The organism is bacterium (genome assembly GCA_004322275.1).
Lineage (GTDB): Bacteria > Desulfobacterota > Deferrisomatia > Deferrisomatales > BM512 > SCTA01.
The window spans coordinates 40881-56555 of sequence record SCTA01000013.1 but is presented as its reverse complement, the minus strand read 5'-3'; the positions used below and the strand labels follow the sequence as shown (position 1 = coordinate 56555).

The following is a 15675-nucleotide window of genomic DNA, read 5'->3' as shown; positions in this document are numbered from 1 at the left end:
GTCAGGTCCTTCGCTCTTCGTTGCCGGAGGCCAGGGCGTAGAGATAGCCGACGCCGCGTATCGTCCGTATCCTCTCGGTTTCGCCCGTACGGTGGCCGAGCTTGCGGCGAAGGCTGCTCATGTGCACGTCTATGGACCGGTCGTAGGGGGAAAGGGTGCGGTCGAGGACCGCGAGCGCCAGCTCGTCGCGGGAGACGATCTGCCCGGAGCGGCGAAGGAGAAATTCCAGCAGGGAAAATTCCAGGGAGGTGAGATTTACCGGGACGCCGCCTCTTCGCGCCACGCGGGCGCCGGGGTCCAGTTCCACGTCTCCGACGACGAGCAGACGTTCGGCGGCGCTCTGACCGGCGGTGAAGGAATTGCCCGCCCGCCTTTGCACCGCGCGGATACGGGCGACAAGCTCGCGGGGGTTGAAGGGCTTGGGGAGGTAGTCGTCCGCGCCGAGCTCAAGCCCGACGATGCGATCGACCTCTTCGCCCCGCGCCGTGAGCATGAGTACCGGCACCTTCGATTTCTCCCTGATACGCCGGAGAACGTCCAGCCCGCTCATCACGGGCAGCATCACGTCCAGAACCACGAGCGAATAACCGCCCGAGAGGGCGAGCTCGACCCCCTTCATGGCGTCGTTGGCGGTATCCACGCGAAACCCCTCCTGACCGAGGTATGTCACGAGAAGTTCGCACAACTCTACGTCGTCGTCGATGACCAGAATCAGGTTTTCTTCCGGATTTCCCATGCTATCAGTGTAGCGGAAAGGAGCTTTTCAGCGTGTAAAGAAGTGTGAAGGTTTTGACTTTAATCAAGCCCCTCGGCTAGCAGCGTTTTCGCCCTTTGGTAGACGTTTTCGGCGGTGAAGCCGTACTTTTTCATCACCACCGCGCCCGGGGCGGAAGCGCCGAAGCGGTTTACTCCGATTATCTCCCCGCCATCGCCGGTGTATTTCTCCCAGCCTTGCGTAACCCCCGCTTCTACCGCCAGCCTCGCCTTGACGGAAGGGGGAAGGACGGTTTCGCGGTAGCCGCGCGGCTGCGCCTCGAAAAGTTCCCAGCTCGGCATAGAGACGAGACGCACCGGAATTTTCTCCTCCCGTAGCCTTTTCCCCGCCTCGACTATTAGCTCGACCTCCGACCCGCTGGCGATGAGAATAAGCTCCGGCTTCCCGTCCGGCGGGTCTGAAAGGACGTAGCCGCCGTAGCGAAGCCCTTCGGCCCCGGCGAACATGCCCCGGTCCAGCGTCGGGACGTTCTGGCGGGTGAGGATTAGCGCGGCCGGGCCACTCGTCTCCAGCGCGACCTTCCACGCCGCCGCCGTCTCGTTGGCGTCGCAGGGGCGTATTACCGTGAGGCCGGGAATAGCCCTAAGGCTCATCAGGTGCTCCACCGGCTGGTGGGTGGGGCCGTCTTCCCCGAGGGCGAGGCTGTCGTGGGTGAAGACGTGGACGACGCGCGCGCCCATGAGAGCGCCGAGGCGCAGGGCCGGGCGCATGAAGTCGGAAAAGGTGAGGAAGGTCGCGCCATAGGGGATGAGGCCGCCGTGCGCGGCCATGCCGTTGAGGATCGCGGCCATCGCGTGCTCGCGTACGCCGAAGTGGAGGTTGCGCCCGGCGTAACCCCAGACCCCGCCGACCGCCCCCTGGAGGTCGCCGACCGCTTTTTCGGGGTTCTGGAAGTCCCCGGCCTCCCTCAGTTCGGTGAAGGTGGAGGGGTTTAGGTCCGCCGAGCCCCCGATGAGGCAGGGCAGCTTCGGCCCGAGCGCCTCAAGAACCTTTCTTGAGGCCACCCTCGTCGCCATGCCCTTGGGGTCGGCGGGAAAGCGCGGAAGAACCTCGTCCAGTCCTTCGGGAAGAGCGCCTTTTATCAACCGGGCGAGTTCCGAGGCGAGCAGGGGATATTCCCTTTCATACTCCGAAAATCTTTCGTTCCAGACGGACTCCGCCTCGCGCCCGAGGTCAAGCGCCAGCCGAAACTGCTCAAGCGCCTCTTCCGGCACGAGAAAGGGAGGCTCTAAGGGCCAGCCTAACCGCTCCTTCGTAAGTTTTACCTCCTCCGCGCCCAGAGGAGCGCCGTGGGCCGAAAAAGTGTCCTGCTTGTTGGGCGAGCCGTAGCCGAGGTGGGTGCGTACGAAGATGATCGAGGGGCGTTCCGTCTCCATTCTCGCCTCGCGCAGGGCGAAGTCGATCTGGACGAGGTCGTTGCCGTCCTCCACGGTCAGCGTCTGCCAGCCGTAGGCGGAAAACCTCTCCCTGGCGCTTTCGGTGAAGGCGAGCTGCGTCGAGGCGGCGAGGGTGACGCGGTTGTCGTCGTAGAGAAGGATGAGCTTGCCGAGCTTGAGGTGACCCGCGAGGGAAGCCGCTTCCGAGGCCACTCCCTCCATCAGGTCGCCGTCGCTGACCAGCGCGTAGGTGTAGTGGTTTATTATGTCGAAGTCCGGCCTGTTGAAGCGGACCGCGAGGTGGGCTTCGGCCACCGCCATGCCGGCGGCGTTGCCGAACCCCTGTCCGAGCGGCCCGGTGGTGGTCTCCACTCCCGGCGTCAGGCCGCGCTCCGGGTGTCCGGGGGTTTTGCTCCCGAACTGGCGGAAATTTTTAATCTCGTCGAGGGAAAGGCCGTAGCCGGTGAGGTGGAGGAGACTGTAGAGGAGCATCGAGCCGTGGCCCGCCGAAAGGACGAACCTGTCGCGGTCGAACCACCCGGGGTTGGCGGGATTGTGCTTTAAAAACCGCGACCAGAGCGCCCAGGCCATCGGCGCGGAGCCTAGTGGAAGGCCGGGGTGGCCGCTACCCGCTTTTTGCACCGCGTCCACGGAAAGGAAGCGGATGGTGTTTATGCAAAGGGTGTCGATATCCACGATCATCGCTGTTCTTCCCCGGAAAGCCTGCCGAAAAGGGCTTCGGCAATGACACGTTCTTCGTCGGTCTTCATTACGCGGACTTTCGCGCGGCTGTCTTTCGCTGAAATGACGGTTTCTCCGGCGGCGTTTTTCGTTTCGTCCAGTTCTATTCCGAGAAAACCGAGACCGGCGCAGACCCGCGAGCGGATTTCGGGGGCGTGGGTTCCGATTCCGCCGGTGAAGACGAGAATGTCCACCCCTCCAAGCGCCGCCGCCAACGCCCCGACGCACTTTTTAGCCTGGTAGCAGAAAAGCTCCACCGCCTCGGCGGCGCGTTCATCTCCCGTCTGACTGACAAGCAGGTCCGCCATATCCGGGCTGGTTTCAGAGACCCCCAGAAGCCCTGCTTCGTGGTTTACGAGGGCGTTGAACCGCTTCGGGGTCATCTTCCCCTCCGCCATGATGAACCACGCGACGCCGGGGTCGAGGTCCCCCGGCCTCGTCCCCATCGGTATCCCTCCGGCGGGGGTGAAACCCATGCTGGTGTCTATGCTTTTGCCGCCGCTCACCGCCGTGAGGCTGGCCCCGTTGCCGAGGTGGGCGATGATAACCCGCCCGTTTGCCGTTTCTTCCCCCTGCCGCGCCAGCTCCTCCATGATAAAGGAGCAGGAGAGGCCGTGAAAGCCGTATCTTTTAACTCCCATGTCGTAGTAGCGCCTCGGAATGGGCAGAAGTTTCGCCGCCTTCGGCATGGCGCGGTGAAAGGAGGTGTCGAAGCAGGCAAGCTGGAGAATTCCCGGGAGGCGTCGGCCTAACTCCTCCACGAGTTCCAGTTCGGAAGGCATGTGCTCGGGGTCGAAGGGGACTATGCGTCGAAGTCCCGCGAGAAGTTCCCGCGTAATGAACTCCGGGCGGGCGTAGTCCATTCCGTGGACAATCCTGTGGCCGATGGCTTTCAACGTCGAAAAGTCCAGCCGCTCTCCCAGGCGGTCGAGGAGGAGGCCAGCCGCCGCCCGGTGGTTCGGGGCGTCTATTTCCTGAAGCTCCGAAGGCGGAAAAACGAGGCGGGCTCCGGGGAGGCCGATCCGCTCGATTCTGCCTTCGAGAACCCTCCTTACCTCACCGCCCCCCTCGAAGAGCGCGAACTTTATGCTGGAAGAGCCGCCGTTGACGGTCAGTACGCGCGGTTTATCCATGAAACTACTGGGCGTCCGGGGCGGGTTTGCTCTTCAAAAGGAAGATGGAGCAGGGCATCCTTCGGACGAGTTCCTCGTTGGTGCGGCCGAAGAGGAAGTGTTCGAGGCGTCCCTCCTCGTGCGCCGGGAGCAATAGAAGGTCTATCTTCTCCTCCTCGATGACCTTGAGGACCGCTTCGACGGGGTTTTCCCCACGGACAAGAGATTTGATGTTCAGGCCCATCGTCTTGGCCGACGAGATGCAGTCGTCGAGCTCTTCCCTGGCCTTGGACATGAGGCTCTTGAACTCGTTCTCGAAGGAGGTGAAGGGCAGATTCCACCCGGTTACGCTGAAAGGGTCGTGAACGACGCTGACGATGCAAAGGTCTGCGTTGAACTTTTTGGCCAGAGACACGCCGAAGCCGGTAACCATGTTGCACTGCCTGGTCGACCTGTTGACGACGAGTATTTTCTTCACGTTCTGCATGGTTCGCCTTCTCCCTTTATTGAAAGTTTCCTGCGGGCATTAAAGTAAAGTTTAATCCGCCGGAGGGATTAGACAAACCGGAGACGCGAAGTTTGCGCGGGATTCGGAGCGGTTTACTAATGACGCGGAGAGTTGTAGAATAGTCAACAGTTGTTAAACGTCACTTTCGCGAGGGAAAAGATGAAGGCAAGGTTCCAGGCAGCCGGGGTAAGCGGGAGAGTTATCGCCATACTGCTGCTTGTGCTGGCGGTTTCGCTTCTCCATTACCAGACGAAGACGACCCTCCCGCTTCTTCACGACCTTTACCGCCGCCTCTATTATATTCCGGTGGGGCTGGCGGCGGTCTGGTTCGGGAGCAGGGGAGGGCTAAAGGTCTCCTTTCTGGTCGCCGTCCTCTATCTGCCCCACATCATGATGGATTGGCACCACGTCGGCAGGGAGCTGGCGAACCAGCTCATGGAGATAGCCCTCTATTTCGTCTTTTCCGGGCTCATCGGCCACTACGCCGATCAGGAGCGAAAGTTCAGGCAAAGCTGGCAGGAGACAGCCGAAAAACTGGACCGCTCTTACAGGGAGCTTAGAAAACAGGCCGACCAGATTCTGGAGATAGAAGGACAGCTCCGGCGCGCCGACCGCCTTTCGGCTATCGGCCAGCTTTCCGCTTCCCTTACCCACGAGATACGAAACCCTCTCGGCTCGATAAAAGGCACGGCGGAGATACTTAAAGACGACTTCCCTCCCGGCCATCCCAAGGCGGAGTTTCTGGGGATACTCCTTCGTGAGACCGACCGCCTTGACAAGGTTGTCGAGGATTTTCTCGGTTTCGCCAGGAGCAGGCCGGAGAGCGAGGGGAGGGAGCTTCTGGACCTCGGCGAGACAGCTAGACAGACGGTATTGCTCGTCGAGCCGCAGGCCAGAAAAAACAACGCCGGTTTCAGTCTGGACATTGATTCCGGCCTTCTCGTCAGGGGGTCGCCTGTGCAGCTCAAGCAGGTTCTTTTGAACCTCGTGCTCAACGCCTTGCAGGTGTCGCCGCCGGGCGGTTCCGTCACAGTCACCGGCCGCAAAAAGACCGGCAAGGTGAAGGGGCTTGAGTACCGGGAGGTGGAAGGATGGCTCGCCGAGATATCCATCGAGGACGAAGGGCCGGGAATACCGCCCGAACTCCTGCCGAAGATATTCGAGCCCTTCTTCACCACGAAATTCGAGGGAACGGGGCTCGGCCTCGCCATCAGCCTTCGCATCGCCGAAGCTCACGGAGGGACGCTGGAAGCCTTTAACCGGCCCGAGGGCGGCGCGCGCTTTCTTCTGACCCTTCCCCTCGCGGAAGAGGCCGGGGAACCGGAGAGCGCCGGATGACCAGGATACTGGTGGTTGACGACGACGCGAGCCTCCGCAGGGTCCTCGAATACAACTTGGCCGAGGAGGGGTACGAGGTCACCGCCGCCGGAAGCGGGGAGGAGGCCCTTTCGTTCCTCGCAAGGGAAAGGTTCGACCTTGTCGTCACCGATATCAAGATGCCGGGAATGGACGGGATGGATCTTCTGCGCCGCGTGAAGGAAGGTTCCCCGGACACGCAGGTCGTAATGATTACCGCCTTCGGCACCATCGAGATGGCGGTGGAGGCTATGAAGGCGGGGGCTTTCGAGTACGTCACCAAGCCCTTCAACCGCGACGAGCTTAAGCTCACCGTTAAAAAGGCCCTCCGCTACCGGACCCTGGAGACCGAGAACCTCCGCCTAAAAAAGGAAGTTTCGCGAAAATTCGGCTTCGAGAACCTGGTCGGCGATTCCCCGCGCATGCAGGAGGTCTTCCGGCTTGTCGAAAAGGTCGCCGATTCCGACGTTTCGGTTCTCATCACCGGCGAGAGCGGCACGGGCAAGGAGCTCGTCGCCAAGGCGATCCACTACCGGAGCCGCCGTTCGGAAAAACCCTTCGTGGCGATAAACTGCGCCGCGATACCGAGGGAACTTCTCGAAAGCGAGCTTTTCGGTTACAGGAAGGGCGCGTTCACCGGGGCCGTCCGCGACAAGAAGGGAAAGTTCGAGGACGCCGGGGGAGGAACCCTCTTTCTCGACGAAATCGGAGAGCTTCCCGTAGAACTTCAGCCGAAACTGCTCCGCGCCGTTCAGGAGAGGGAGATAACGCCCGTGGGGGGGAACGCCCCGGTCCGCTTCGACGCGCGGATAATCTCGGCCACCAACCGCGACCTTGAGGCGGAAATCGCCAAAGGGCGTTTCCGCGAGGATCTCTATTACCGCCTCGCCGTCGTCCCCGTCCGTCTGCCCTCACTGCGTGAGCGCCCGGAGGACATTCCCCTGCTGGTCAGACATTTTCTGGAAAAACTCGGCGGAGGAGCAAGAATTTCCATCGCGCCCGAGGCGCTGGAGGCGCTGAAAAACCATTACTGGAAAGGCAACGTCCGGGAGCTTGAAAACACCCTCGAAAGGCTTGTGATTCTCCGGGAAAGCGACCGGATTCGCCTCGAAGACCTCCCAGAGGGTATCAGGGACGGTGGAGCCAGGGTTCAGACCGGGGGCAAAGGCGGTTTCACCTTTGTCCTTCCCCCAGGCGGCATAAGCCTCGAAGAGGCGGAAAAGGCGCTGATAATCGAGGCTCTGGAGCGGAACAACTGGAACCAGACGAAAGCGGCCCAGTTCCTTCGCATCCCGAGACACATTCTTCTCTACCGGATGGAGAAGTTCGCTATCTCTAAAAATTGAAGACTATTCTACAGCATTGGGGACTATTCCCCAATTTAGGGCTTCCGGGCTATGCGGCCCTCCGGCCTGAATCTAAAAACCCGCCTGAAACGGCGGGTTTTTTTGTTTTCCGGTTTGTGGCACGAGTCTTGAAGTATGTTTCAGCAAACCCATTCAGAAGGAACCAGACAATGAAACGCATACACCCTCTTTTCCTCTCCGCTCTCTTCGCGCTTCTCTTTGCCTTCGGCGCGGTTTACGTAATCGCCGGAACCGATGTGGGCAAACCCGGCGATTCAACTCCTTCGACATCCGTGAAACGAGCGGTTTTCGAGGTTTCGGGAGTTACCTGCGGCAGTTGCGGATTAAAAATCCGCAGGGCGCTTAAGGGTGTTCCCGGAATAACAGCCGTAGACGTCGATATCGAAAAGAAAACGGTCACCGTTGACTACAAGGAAGGGGAGACGGACCCGAAGGCTCTTGCAGAGGCAATCAGCGGGACTGGTTATCCTGCCCTGCTTCTGGAATCCTCCTCGCCTTCCCCGGCGGGTGTGAAACCCGCCTCGATTAAAAAGAGCGGGTGCGGCGGAGGCTGCTGCGGCTGACCCCGGTTTTATTTTACGGGCGCTTGATAGCCCCGTAATCCGCAGTAAACTTTACGAATAACGGGAACATAAAGCAAACTGCGCTTTTTATTGGAGCCGCCAGATGAACCGGTTTACAAAATTGCTGATGGCCGGAGTGATCGCGCTCGGACTGACCGCCCTGTGCGCGGCGTCGGAGACGGCGGCCGCTACGGAACCCGCCGACGCTCTGGAGAGCAAAATCGTGCGGGGCCCCTCCCTTTCCGACCTCGTCGCCTACGGCTACCTCCACAATCCGATGGTTGCGGCCGCGCGCGAGGAGTGGAAGGGGTCGGTCGAGCAGTACCGCGTCGATACGGCCCACGAGAACCCGGAAATCATGGTGGAAGGGATGTACATGGACGTTCCCTTCACCGCGTCGGCGGCCCCTGACGACTGGAAGGTAGGGATAACGCAGGCGTTGCCTTTCCCCGGCAGGCTTGGGAAGGCGGGGGAGATATCCGAGGCCGGAGCGGGGATTTCGCGGCTCAAACTGGACGTCGCCGTGCGCGACGTTACCGCCGGGCTCCGGGAATCGTATCAGGAGCTTTTGTACCTTGGCGAGGCGAGGCGCATCGCCGGGCTTAACCGCGAGCTTCTCGACCAGCTCGTAAAGGCGGGCGAGACCGCCTTTACGAGCGATAAGGCCGCGCTGGTTGACGTGCTCAAGGCTCAGGCGCAGTCCGGGCAGCTGATGTACGACGCCCTTCTCCTAGGGGAGCTTGAAAGCACCGAAAAGACGCGCATCAACTCTCTCCTCAGCCGTGTTCCCGACGCCCCGATCGGGCCTCTTTCGGACGAGCCGCCGCGCCCCGTCGTCTACAGGGTCGAGGAGATATACCCGCTGGCCGAGGCCAACTACGAAGAGATAAGGATCGCCGGGGCAAACGAGAAAAAGGCCTCGGCGATGCTCGATTTCACCCGCTACATGAACCTCCCCGAATTCAAGGTGGGGCTCTCCTACGGCTTCGAGGACGAAGTAAAGCAGTACGGCATAGAGGCGGGTTTCATGCTGCCCCTCTGGCCGGGCAAAAACGCGGGGCGGCTGGGGGCGGCGAGGGCTGACCTTGAAAAGATGAGGGCGATGAAGCTGGGGCAGGTAAACGAAACGAGGGTGATGGTCCGCGACAACTGGTTTCGCCTCCAGAACTCGGAGCGGCTGATAAAACTCTACCGCGACGACCTCCTGCCGCAGGCGGCGAAGGCTATGGAGACCGCCGAGCTGCGCTTCAGGCAGGGGCAGGGGAGCTTTTCCGACTACGTGGAGGTGCAGAGCGCCTTTTACAACTTCCAGCTCGCCCTCGCCCGCGCAAAGGCCGATTACGGCAAATTCCTGGCGCGCCTCGAAACCCTCGCGGGAACGAGCCTTACGAACAGGGGAACTTCGGAACCTTCCGGTGAAGCGAAGGAGGGCGCGAAGTGAGAACCATATCCTTTTTTGCCGCAGCCGCTTTCACTCTCCTGGCAACCGCCGCTTTCTCCGGTTATTCCGAGCTGGACAAGGAATTTCAGGGGTACGAGCCGCCCGCCCTTCACCGGTCGCAGACGGAGGCGAGACCCGCCCCGGAGACTTCGGCTTCTTCCCGAAGCGGCGAGTTCGAGGCCCAGATCGAAAAGCTTCGCGCGTTGAAAGCGGGGTGGGAAGCGGCTTTGCTGAATCCGCCCCCGGGGGACTCTTTCTACACGCCCTCCGCCGAAGTTCTCAGGGAGCTTTCCCCGGCGGCCTCCGACGCGCATAAAGCCGGGGAGGCGCTGAAAGACGGCTTTACGCTGGAAACCCTCGAAACCCTCGCGCTGCTCCGAAATCCCGGTGTCAAGGCGATGGAGAGGGAACTGAGGGCCGCCATGGAGAGCTACGGGCAGGTTGAGAACCTCGACACCGTTCTTCGCCGCTTCTCCCTCCTCACCGGCAGTCCCATGGCGGGCGTCGGCAACATGGAGAGCCCCGATTCCATAGCCTCGAAGTTTCCCTTCCCCGGCGTCCTCGCCCTGAAGGGGCAGATAGTCACGCAGGAAGTCAAGGCGATGCGCGAAAAGCTTGAAGCCGCGAAGAGAGACGCGATAACCGACGCCAGAAAGGCATACTGGGAGCTTCTCTACACCCAGAGCGCAGTCGAGACGATGGGGCGGATGCTGACCCTGATGGACAACCTCCGGGGCGGGGTGTCGGCGCGGTACGAGACGGGCGAGGCGGGCTTTCTCGACCTTGTCCGTATCGGAATCGAAAAGGAAAAGGTGAAGGAAGAGCTCCGGACGATGGAGGAAGACCGCAAAAACATGGCGGCGATGATACGCGAAGTACTCAGCCTCCCGCCCGAAACCGAAATCGGCTCTCCCGCCGTGAGCGAGCCCGGAAGGGAAGAATTGCCGGAAGCGGACCTTCTCGTCATCGCGAAGGAAAGGCGGCAGGAGCCGAGGGCCATGCGGGCGATGATAGGGAAGATGGAGCGGATGCTGGAGATGACCGAAACGATGGTCTATCCGGGGTTCAGCCTCGGCCTTTCCTCTTACGAGCGAAAAGAGATAGCGGGCGTCGGGCAGGGAGGAATGGGCGGCGGCGAGGGAAGTTTCCCGGAAACCACCACCGCCTCGATGGGCGAAGGGCTCCCGAAGATGCCCTGGTTCGGCAAGGACGAAGCCTATCTGAACGAGATTCGCCAGAGAATCGAGGCGCTCAGGAAGGAACTGGAGATGGAGGAGGCGGGGACCGCCCTTCGCGTCCGCCAGAGCTGGTTTAGCCGCGACAAGGCCCTGCGCGAGGAGGCGCTTTACGAAGGCAGGGTCATGACCCTCTCCCAGAGCGCCCTCGAAGCCGCCACCAGCGGCTACTCGACGGGGAAGGTGATGTTCCTCGACCTCATAGAGTCCTTCAACGGGTGGCTATCGGCCAGCCTCTTAGCGCAGCGGGCGCGCTCCGACCTCGGAATCGCAAGGGCGGAGCTGGAAGCGGCGGTGGGGGTTTCTCCCCTCAGGGGGGATGGAAAATGATCTTTTGGATAAGAGGTTGCCTGGAAATCGGGAGGCTTAAAAACGTCGCTCGCAGCAGTTTTTTGAGGAGTTCACGATATGAATGACGACATCCGGCTCAATGGTCAGGAAAAGGGCTCCAAAAAACTGCTTATAGCCGCGGGGGTCATCATTCTGGCCCTCTCCGGGACCGTTTTTTACCTGTTAATGAAGCCCGCGAAGATGGCGGAAACGCCTCCGCCCGCCGCCGAAGCGCCGAAGGCCGCCCAGGACGATTTCTTCGCCGACGTAGGGGGCTCGAAAACCACAACTCCAGGCCCCGCTCCCAAGGGCGAGCGAAAGATTCTCTTCTACAGAAACCCCATGACGGCGACGATTACCTCCCCGGTTCCCGCAAGGGACGACATGGGCATGGACTACATCCCCGTCTACGCCGACGAGGCCGAGGGCGTTTCGGCGGGCGGGGTCGAGGGGCTCGCGACCATACGTGTCGGCGAGGAGGCGCTAAGCCTCTCCGGCGTCCAGACCGCCGAGGCGGTGAGGGACGAGGTGGCCCGCACCGTGCGCACCGTCGGCATAGTAGTTCCGGACGAGACGCGCATTCGCCGGGTCCAGACCAAGGTGGAGGGGTGGATAGAGAGACTCTACGTAAACGTCACGGGTCAGGCTGTCTCCAGGGGCCAACCCCTCCTCTCCATCTACTCGCCCGAGCTTCTGGCGAGCCAGGAGGAGTTTTTGCGGGCCCGCGAAGCGGCAAGGAAATTCGGTTCCTCCGCGAGCCCCGACGTGAAGAGCCTGGGCGACGAGCTGCTGCGGTCGGCGCGGCGCAGGCTGGAGCTTTACGACGTGCCCAGGGGGTTTATAGACGAACTGGAAAAAACCGGCGTCCCCCAGCGCTCCGTCACCCTCAATTCCCCGGCGGGCGGTTACGTTATCGCCAAAGATGTCTTCGAGGGGCAGAAGGTCGAGCCGGGGATGGAACTCCTCAGCGTAGTAGACCTTTCGCGGGTGTGGATAGAGGCGGATCTCTACGAGTACGAGGCGTCCGCCGTCAAGGTCGGGCAGGAGGCGTCCCTGTCGCTCTCCTTCGATCCCTCGGTGAAGCTCAGGGGCAAGGTGACCTTCGTCAACCCGTTCCTCTCCGCCGACTCGCGAACCTTGAAGGTGCGCTTCGAGTTCCCCAACCCCAAAATCATGCTCAAGCCCCAGATGTACGCCGACGTGACGCTCTCACTCGACACCTCCAGAGGCGTAGTGATACCCGATTCGGCCATAATAGATACCGGCATCCGCAAGGTGGTCTTCGTGGAAACCGGCAAGGGGCTCTTCGAGCCCAGAGAGGTGCGGATCGGCGTTCGGGGCGAGGGCAGGGCCGAGGTGCTGTCGGGCGTGGGCGAAGGCGAGAAGGTCGCGGTTAAGGCGAACTTCCTCCTCGATTCCGAGTCGCGGCTGCGCGCTGCGATAATCAGGATGACCGGCGGAGGGGCGAGATGAACCCCCACTCCGTCGAGCCCGGAAAAGAAACCCTGATCCAGAAGATTATCGGCTTTTGCGCCGTAAACCGGGCTCTCACCCTTATCGGAATCGCGGTTCTCTGCGCGTTTGCCTGGTTTACCCTCAGCCAGATACGGCTGGACGCCCTTCCCGACCTCTCCGACACGCAGGTCATCGTCTACTCGAAGTGGGACCGCTCGCCGGACATCATCGAGGATCAGGTCACCTACCCGATAGTAAGCGCCCTCCTCGGAGCGCCTCACATAAAGGCGATACGCGGCTTTTCGGATTTCGGCTTTTCCTACGTCTACGTAATCTTCGAGGACGGGACCGATATCTACTGGGCGCGCTCGCGGGTGCTTGAATACCTCTCGAAGATACAGTCGCGGTTGCCCGCCGGAATACAGACCGAGCTTGGGCCCGACGCCACCGGCGTGGGCTGGGTCTACCAGTACGCACTTTCCGACAAATCCGGGAAGCATTCGCTGGACCAGCTTCGCTCCTATCAGGACTGGACCCTTCGCTACGCCCTCCAATCGGTCCCCGGCGTCGCGGAGGTGGCCTCAATCGGCGGCTTCCAGAAGCAATACCAGATAACCGTTGACCCGAACCGCCTTGCGGCCTACGGCCTCTCGCTGGACATGGTGATGGAGGCTGTCCGTAAGTCCAACAACGAGGTCGGCGGGAGGCTGATCGAGTTTTCCGGCGCGGAATACATGGTGCGGGCGAGGGGCTACGCGAGAACCCTCCCCGATTTCGAGAAGATAGTGGTGAAGACCGGAGCGGGGGGCGTCCCGGTCCTTGTAAAGGATATCGCCCGCGTGGAGCTCGGCCCCGAGATACGGCGCGGCATCTCCGACCTCGACGGCCTGGGCGACCACGTCGGCGGAATAATCGTGATGCGCCACGGGGAAAATGCCCTCAACGTCATAGAGCGGGTGAAGGCGAAGATGGAGGAGCTCAAGCCCTCTATGCCCGAAGGGGTGGAGTTCGTCACCACCTACGACCGCTCCGACCTGATCGAGCGGGCGCTCGGCACCCTCAAACACGAGCTGGTGCAGGAGATGATAATCGTCTCGCTTGTCATCCTCCTCTTCCTCTGGCACGTACCCTCGGCTATCGTCCCGATACTGACGATACCCATCTCCGTTCTCCTCTCCTTCATCCCCCTTTACTACATGGGAGTGACGGTAAACATCATGAGCCTCGCCGGAATAGCCATTTCGATAGGCGTTCTGGTGGACGGCGCGATAGTGGAGGTGGAGAACGCCTACAACAAGATCTACCACTGGCAGGCCGACGGCAAAAAAGGGGATTTTCACGACGTAAGGCTGGAAGCCCTGAAAGAGGTCGGCCCTTCGGTCTTCTTCTCCCTGCTGGTGATTGCGGTGGCCTTCCTGCCGATCTTCGCGCTGGTCGATCAGGAAGGGAGGCTCTTCAAGCCGCTCGCCTACTCGAAGAACCTCGCGATGGGACTGGCGGCTTTTCTGGCGGTAACGCTCGACCCCGCGCTCCGGATGCTTTTCGCCAGGGTGGAGCCCTTCACTTTCAAGCCCAGGATTCTGGCGAAGATAGCTTCGACCGCTTTCGTCGGCACCTATTACTCGGAGGAGCGCCACCCGATAAGTCGGACGATCTTCAAGATCTACGACCCGGTTTGCCGCTTCGTCCTGCGCTTTCCCAAGGCGGTGATAAGCGCCTCACTGGTTCTCGTCGCGGTATCCGTCTGGTCTTACTTTGGAATACCTTTCCTCGGAGTGAAGCCGCTCGGACAGGAGTTCATGCCTCCCCTGAACGAGGGCACCATCCTCTACATGCCGACGACTCTTCCGGGGCTTTCTGTGGCGCAGGCCGAGGACCTTTTAACAGCGCAGGACAAGGTGCTGAAATCCTTCCCCGAGGTGGAGCGCGTCTTCGGCAAGGCGGGGCGCGCCGACAGTTCCACCGACCCCGCGCCCTTCTCGATGATGGAGACAACCGTCATCTTAAAGCCGCCGGAACAGTGGCGCGGCAAGGAGCGCTGGTACTCGGGCTGGTCTCCGGACTGGCTGAAGCCGGTTTTTAGGCCGATATGGCCCGACCGGATCTCGTGGGACGAGCTGGTGGCCGAGATGGACGCCAAGCTGAAATTCCCCGGCAACACCAACGCCTGGACGATGCCCATCAAGGCCAGAATAGACATGCTGACGACCGGCGTCAGAACGCCGGTGGGCATCAAGATTTACGGAGCCGATCTCAACGAGATCCAGAAGATTGGCGAAAAGCTCGAAGGGATAATGCAGAAGATTCCCGGCACGAGGAGCGTCTTCGCCGAGAGGGTCACCGGCGGGTATTTCGTGGATTTCGAGCCGAAGCGCGACCAGCTCGCCCGCTACGGGCTCACCATCGACGACGTGCAGAAGGTGATCATGCAGGCGGTGGGCGGCGAAAACGTCACCACCACCTTCGAGGGGCGCGAGCGTTACCCGGTGAACATCCGCTACCCGAGAGAGCTTCGCGAGGACCTCCAGTCCCTCGGGCGGGTGCTGGTGCCTGTCGCGGGGACTTCCGGAGTGCAGCGGGGCGCTCCCGGAATGTCGTCCCCTGCTCCCCAGGCGATGGGCAACATCCAGATTCCTCTCGCCCAGCTAGCCGACATAAAGCTGGTTTCCGGCCCCTCGATGCTCAGAAACGAGAACGGCTTCCTCTCCGGCTACGTCTACGTGGACATAGCGGGGCGCGACGTGGGGAGTTACGTCGAGGAGGCGAAAAAGGTGGTGGCCTCGGAGCTTAAGGTCCAGCCCGGCTACGTCCTTACGTGGAGCGGACAGTACGAGAACATGATCCGAGTGAAGGAGCGCCTGAAAATTGTCGTCCCGATTACTCTGGTCCTCATCTTCCTTCTCCTCTACGCCAACACCCGAAGCGCATTCAAGGCCTCGGTGGTAATGATGGCGGTGCCCTTCTCGGCGATAGGCGCTATCTGGCTCTTCCACATCCTCGGCTACAACGTCTCGATAGCCGCCTGGGTGGGGATGATCGCCCTTCTGGGACTGGACGCGGAGACGGGCGTCTTCATGCTCCTCTTTTTGGACCTCGCCTACGACGACGCGAAGGCCAAAGGGAAACTTAACACGCCGGAGGAGCTTGACGAGGCGATCCTTCACGGCGCCGTCAAGCGCGCGAGGCCGAAGATGATGACGGTGGCGGCGGCCTTCATGGGGCTGCTCCCCATCATGTGGTCCACCTCGGCCGGGGGGGACGTGATGAAGCGGATCGCCGCGCCGATGATAGGAGGCCTCATCACCTCCTTCGCACTGGAACTGCTGGTCTATCCGGCGATTTACAAGCTCTGGAAAAAAAGAGAGCTGGAGAACCCGGCGCAACCGGTTGTCCAGCAATAAGAATTTAAGCCGTGA

The 15675-nt window shown here is 61.3% G+C and carries 11 protein-coding genes; 7 read left to right on the top strand and 4 right to left on the bottom strand.

The annotated features are described in order from the left end of the window. Position 1 precedes the first annotated feature (1 nt). The 4 genes from EPN96_03705 to EPN96_03690 are packed head-to-tail and all read right to left on the bottom strand — an operon-like array spanning position 2 to position 4491. A complete protein-coding gene (locus tag EPN96_03705) occupies positions 2–736 on the bottom strand; it encodes a response regulator transcription factor (GenBank protein TAL17871.1) in 735 nt (244 codons plus the stop codon). 59 nt (positions 737–795) lie between these two features. Further along, positions 796–2853 (bottom strand): transketolase, encoded by a 2058-nt coding sequence (gene tkt, locus EPN96_03700; protein TAL17870.1) that lies wholly within the window; start codon positions 2851–2853, stop codon positions 796–798. Then, positions 2850–4025, bottom strand: coding sequence for an acetate/propionate family kinase (locus EPN96_03695; GenBank protein ID TAL17869.1), 1176 nt, complete (start codon positions 4023–4025; stop codon positions 2850–2852). The genes tkt and EPN96_03695 overlap by 4 nt, the downstream gene beginning before the upstream one ends. A 4-nt stretch (positions 4026–4029) precedes the next feature. After that, positions 4030–4491 carry a universal stress protein gene (locus EPN96_03690; GenBank protein TAL17868.1) on the bottom strand — a complete coding sequence of 154 codons (462 nt, stop codon included), beginning with the start codon at positions 4489–4491 and terminating at the stop codon, positions 4030–4032. A 180-nt stretch (positions 4492–4671) separates the two neighbouring features. Between EPN96_03690 and EPN96_03685 the strand changes: the two genes are divergently transcribed. From EPN96_03685 to EPN96_03655, 7 genes are all read left to right on the top strand, one after another. Beyond that, entirely contained in the window at positions 4672–5850 is a 1179-nt protein-coding gene (locus EPN96_03685; protein ID TAL17867.1) for a sensor histidine kinase, read from the top strand. After that, positions 5847–7214, top strand: a complete 1368-nt coding sequence (locus tag EPN96_03680) for a sigma-54-dependent Fis family transcriptional regulator (protein ID TAL17866.1) — start codon at positions 5847–5849, stop codon at positions 7212–7214. Before EPN96_03685 ends, EPN96_03680 begins: the two co-directional genes overlap by 4 nt. A 170-nt stretch (positions 7215–7384) precedes the next feature. Continuing rightward, positions 7385–7798 (top strand): heavy-metal-associated domain-containing protein, encoded by a 414-nt coding sequence (locus tag EPN96_03675; GenBank protein TAL17865.1) that lies wholly within the window; start codon positions 7385–7387, stop codon positions 7796–7798. Positions 7799–7901: 103 nt separating this feature from the next. After that, a complete protein-coding gene (locus tag EPN96_03670) occupies positions 7902–9239 on the top strand; it encodes a TolC family protein (GenBank protein TAL17864.1) in 1338 nt (445 codons plus the stop codon). Further along, a complete protein-coding gene (locus EPN96_03665; GenBank protein TAL17863.1) occupies positions 9236–10804 on the top strand; it encodes a TolC family protein in 1569 nt (522 codons plus the stop codon). Before EPN96_03670 ends, EPN96_03665 begins: the two co-directional genes overlap by 4 nt. Positions 10805–10882: 78 nt before the next feature. Further along, the gene (locus tag EPN96_03660; GenBank protein ID TAL17862.1) at positions 10883–12277 is read left to right on the top strand and encodes an efflux RND transporter periplasmic adaptor subunit; all 1395 of its coding nucleotides are present in this window, start codon (positions 10883–10885) and stop codon (positions 12275–12277) included. A 32-nt stretch (positions 12278–12309) separates the two neighbouring features. After that, positions 12310–15660: an efflux RND transporter permease subunit gene (locus EPN96_03655; GenBank protein TAL17924.1), complete on the top strand. Its 3351-nt coding sequence runs from the start codon at positions 12310–12312 to the stop codon at positions 15658–15660. Positions 15661–15675: the final 15 nt, after the last annotated feature.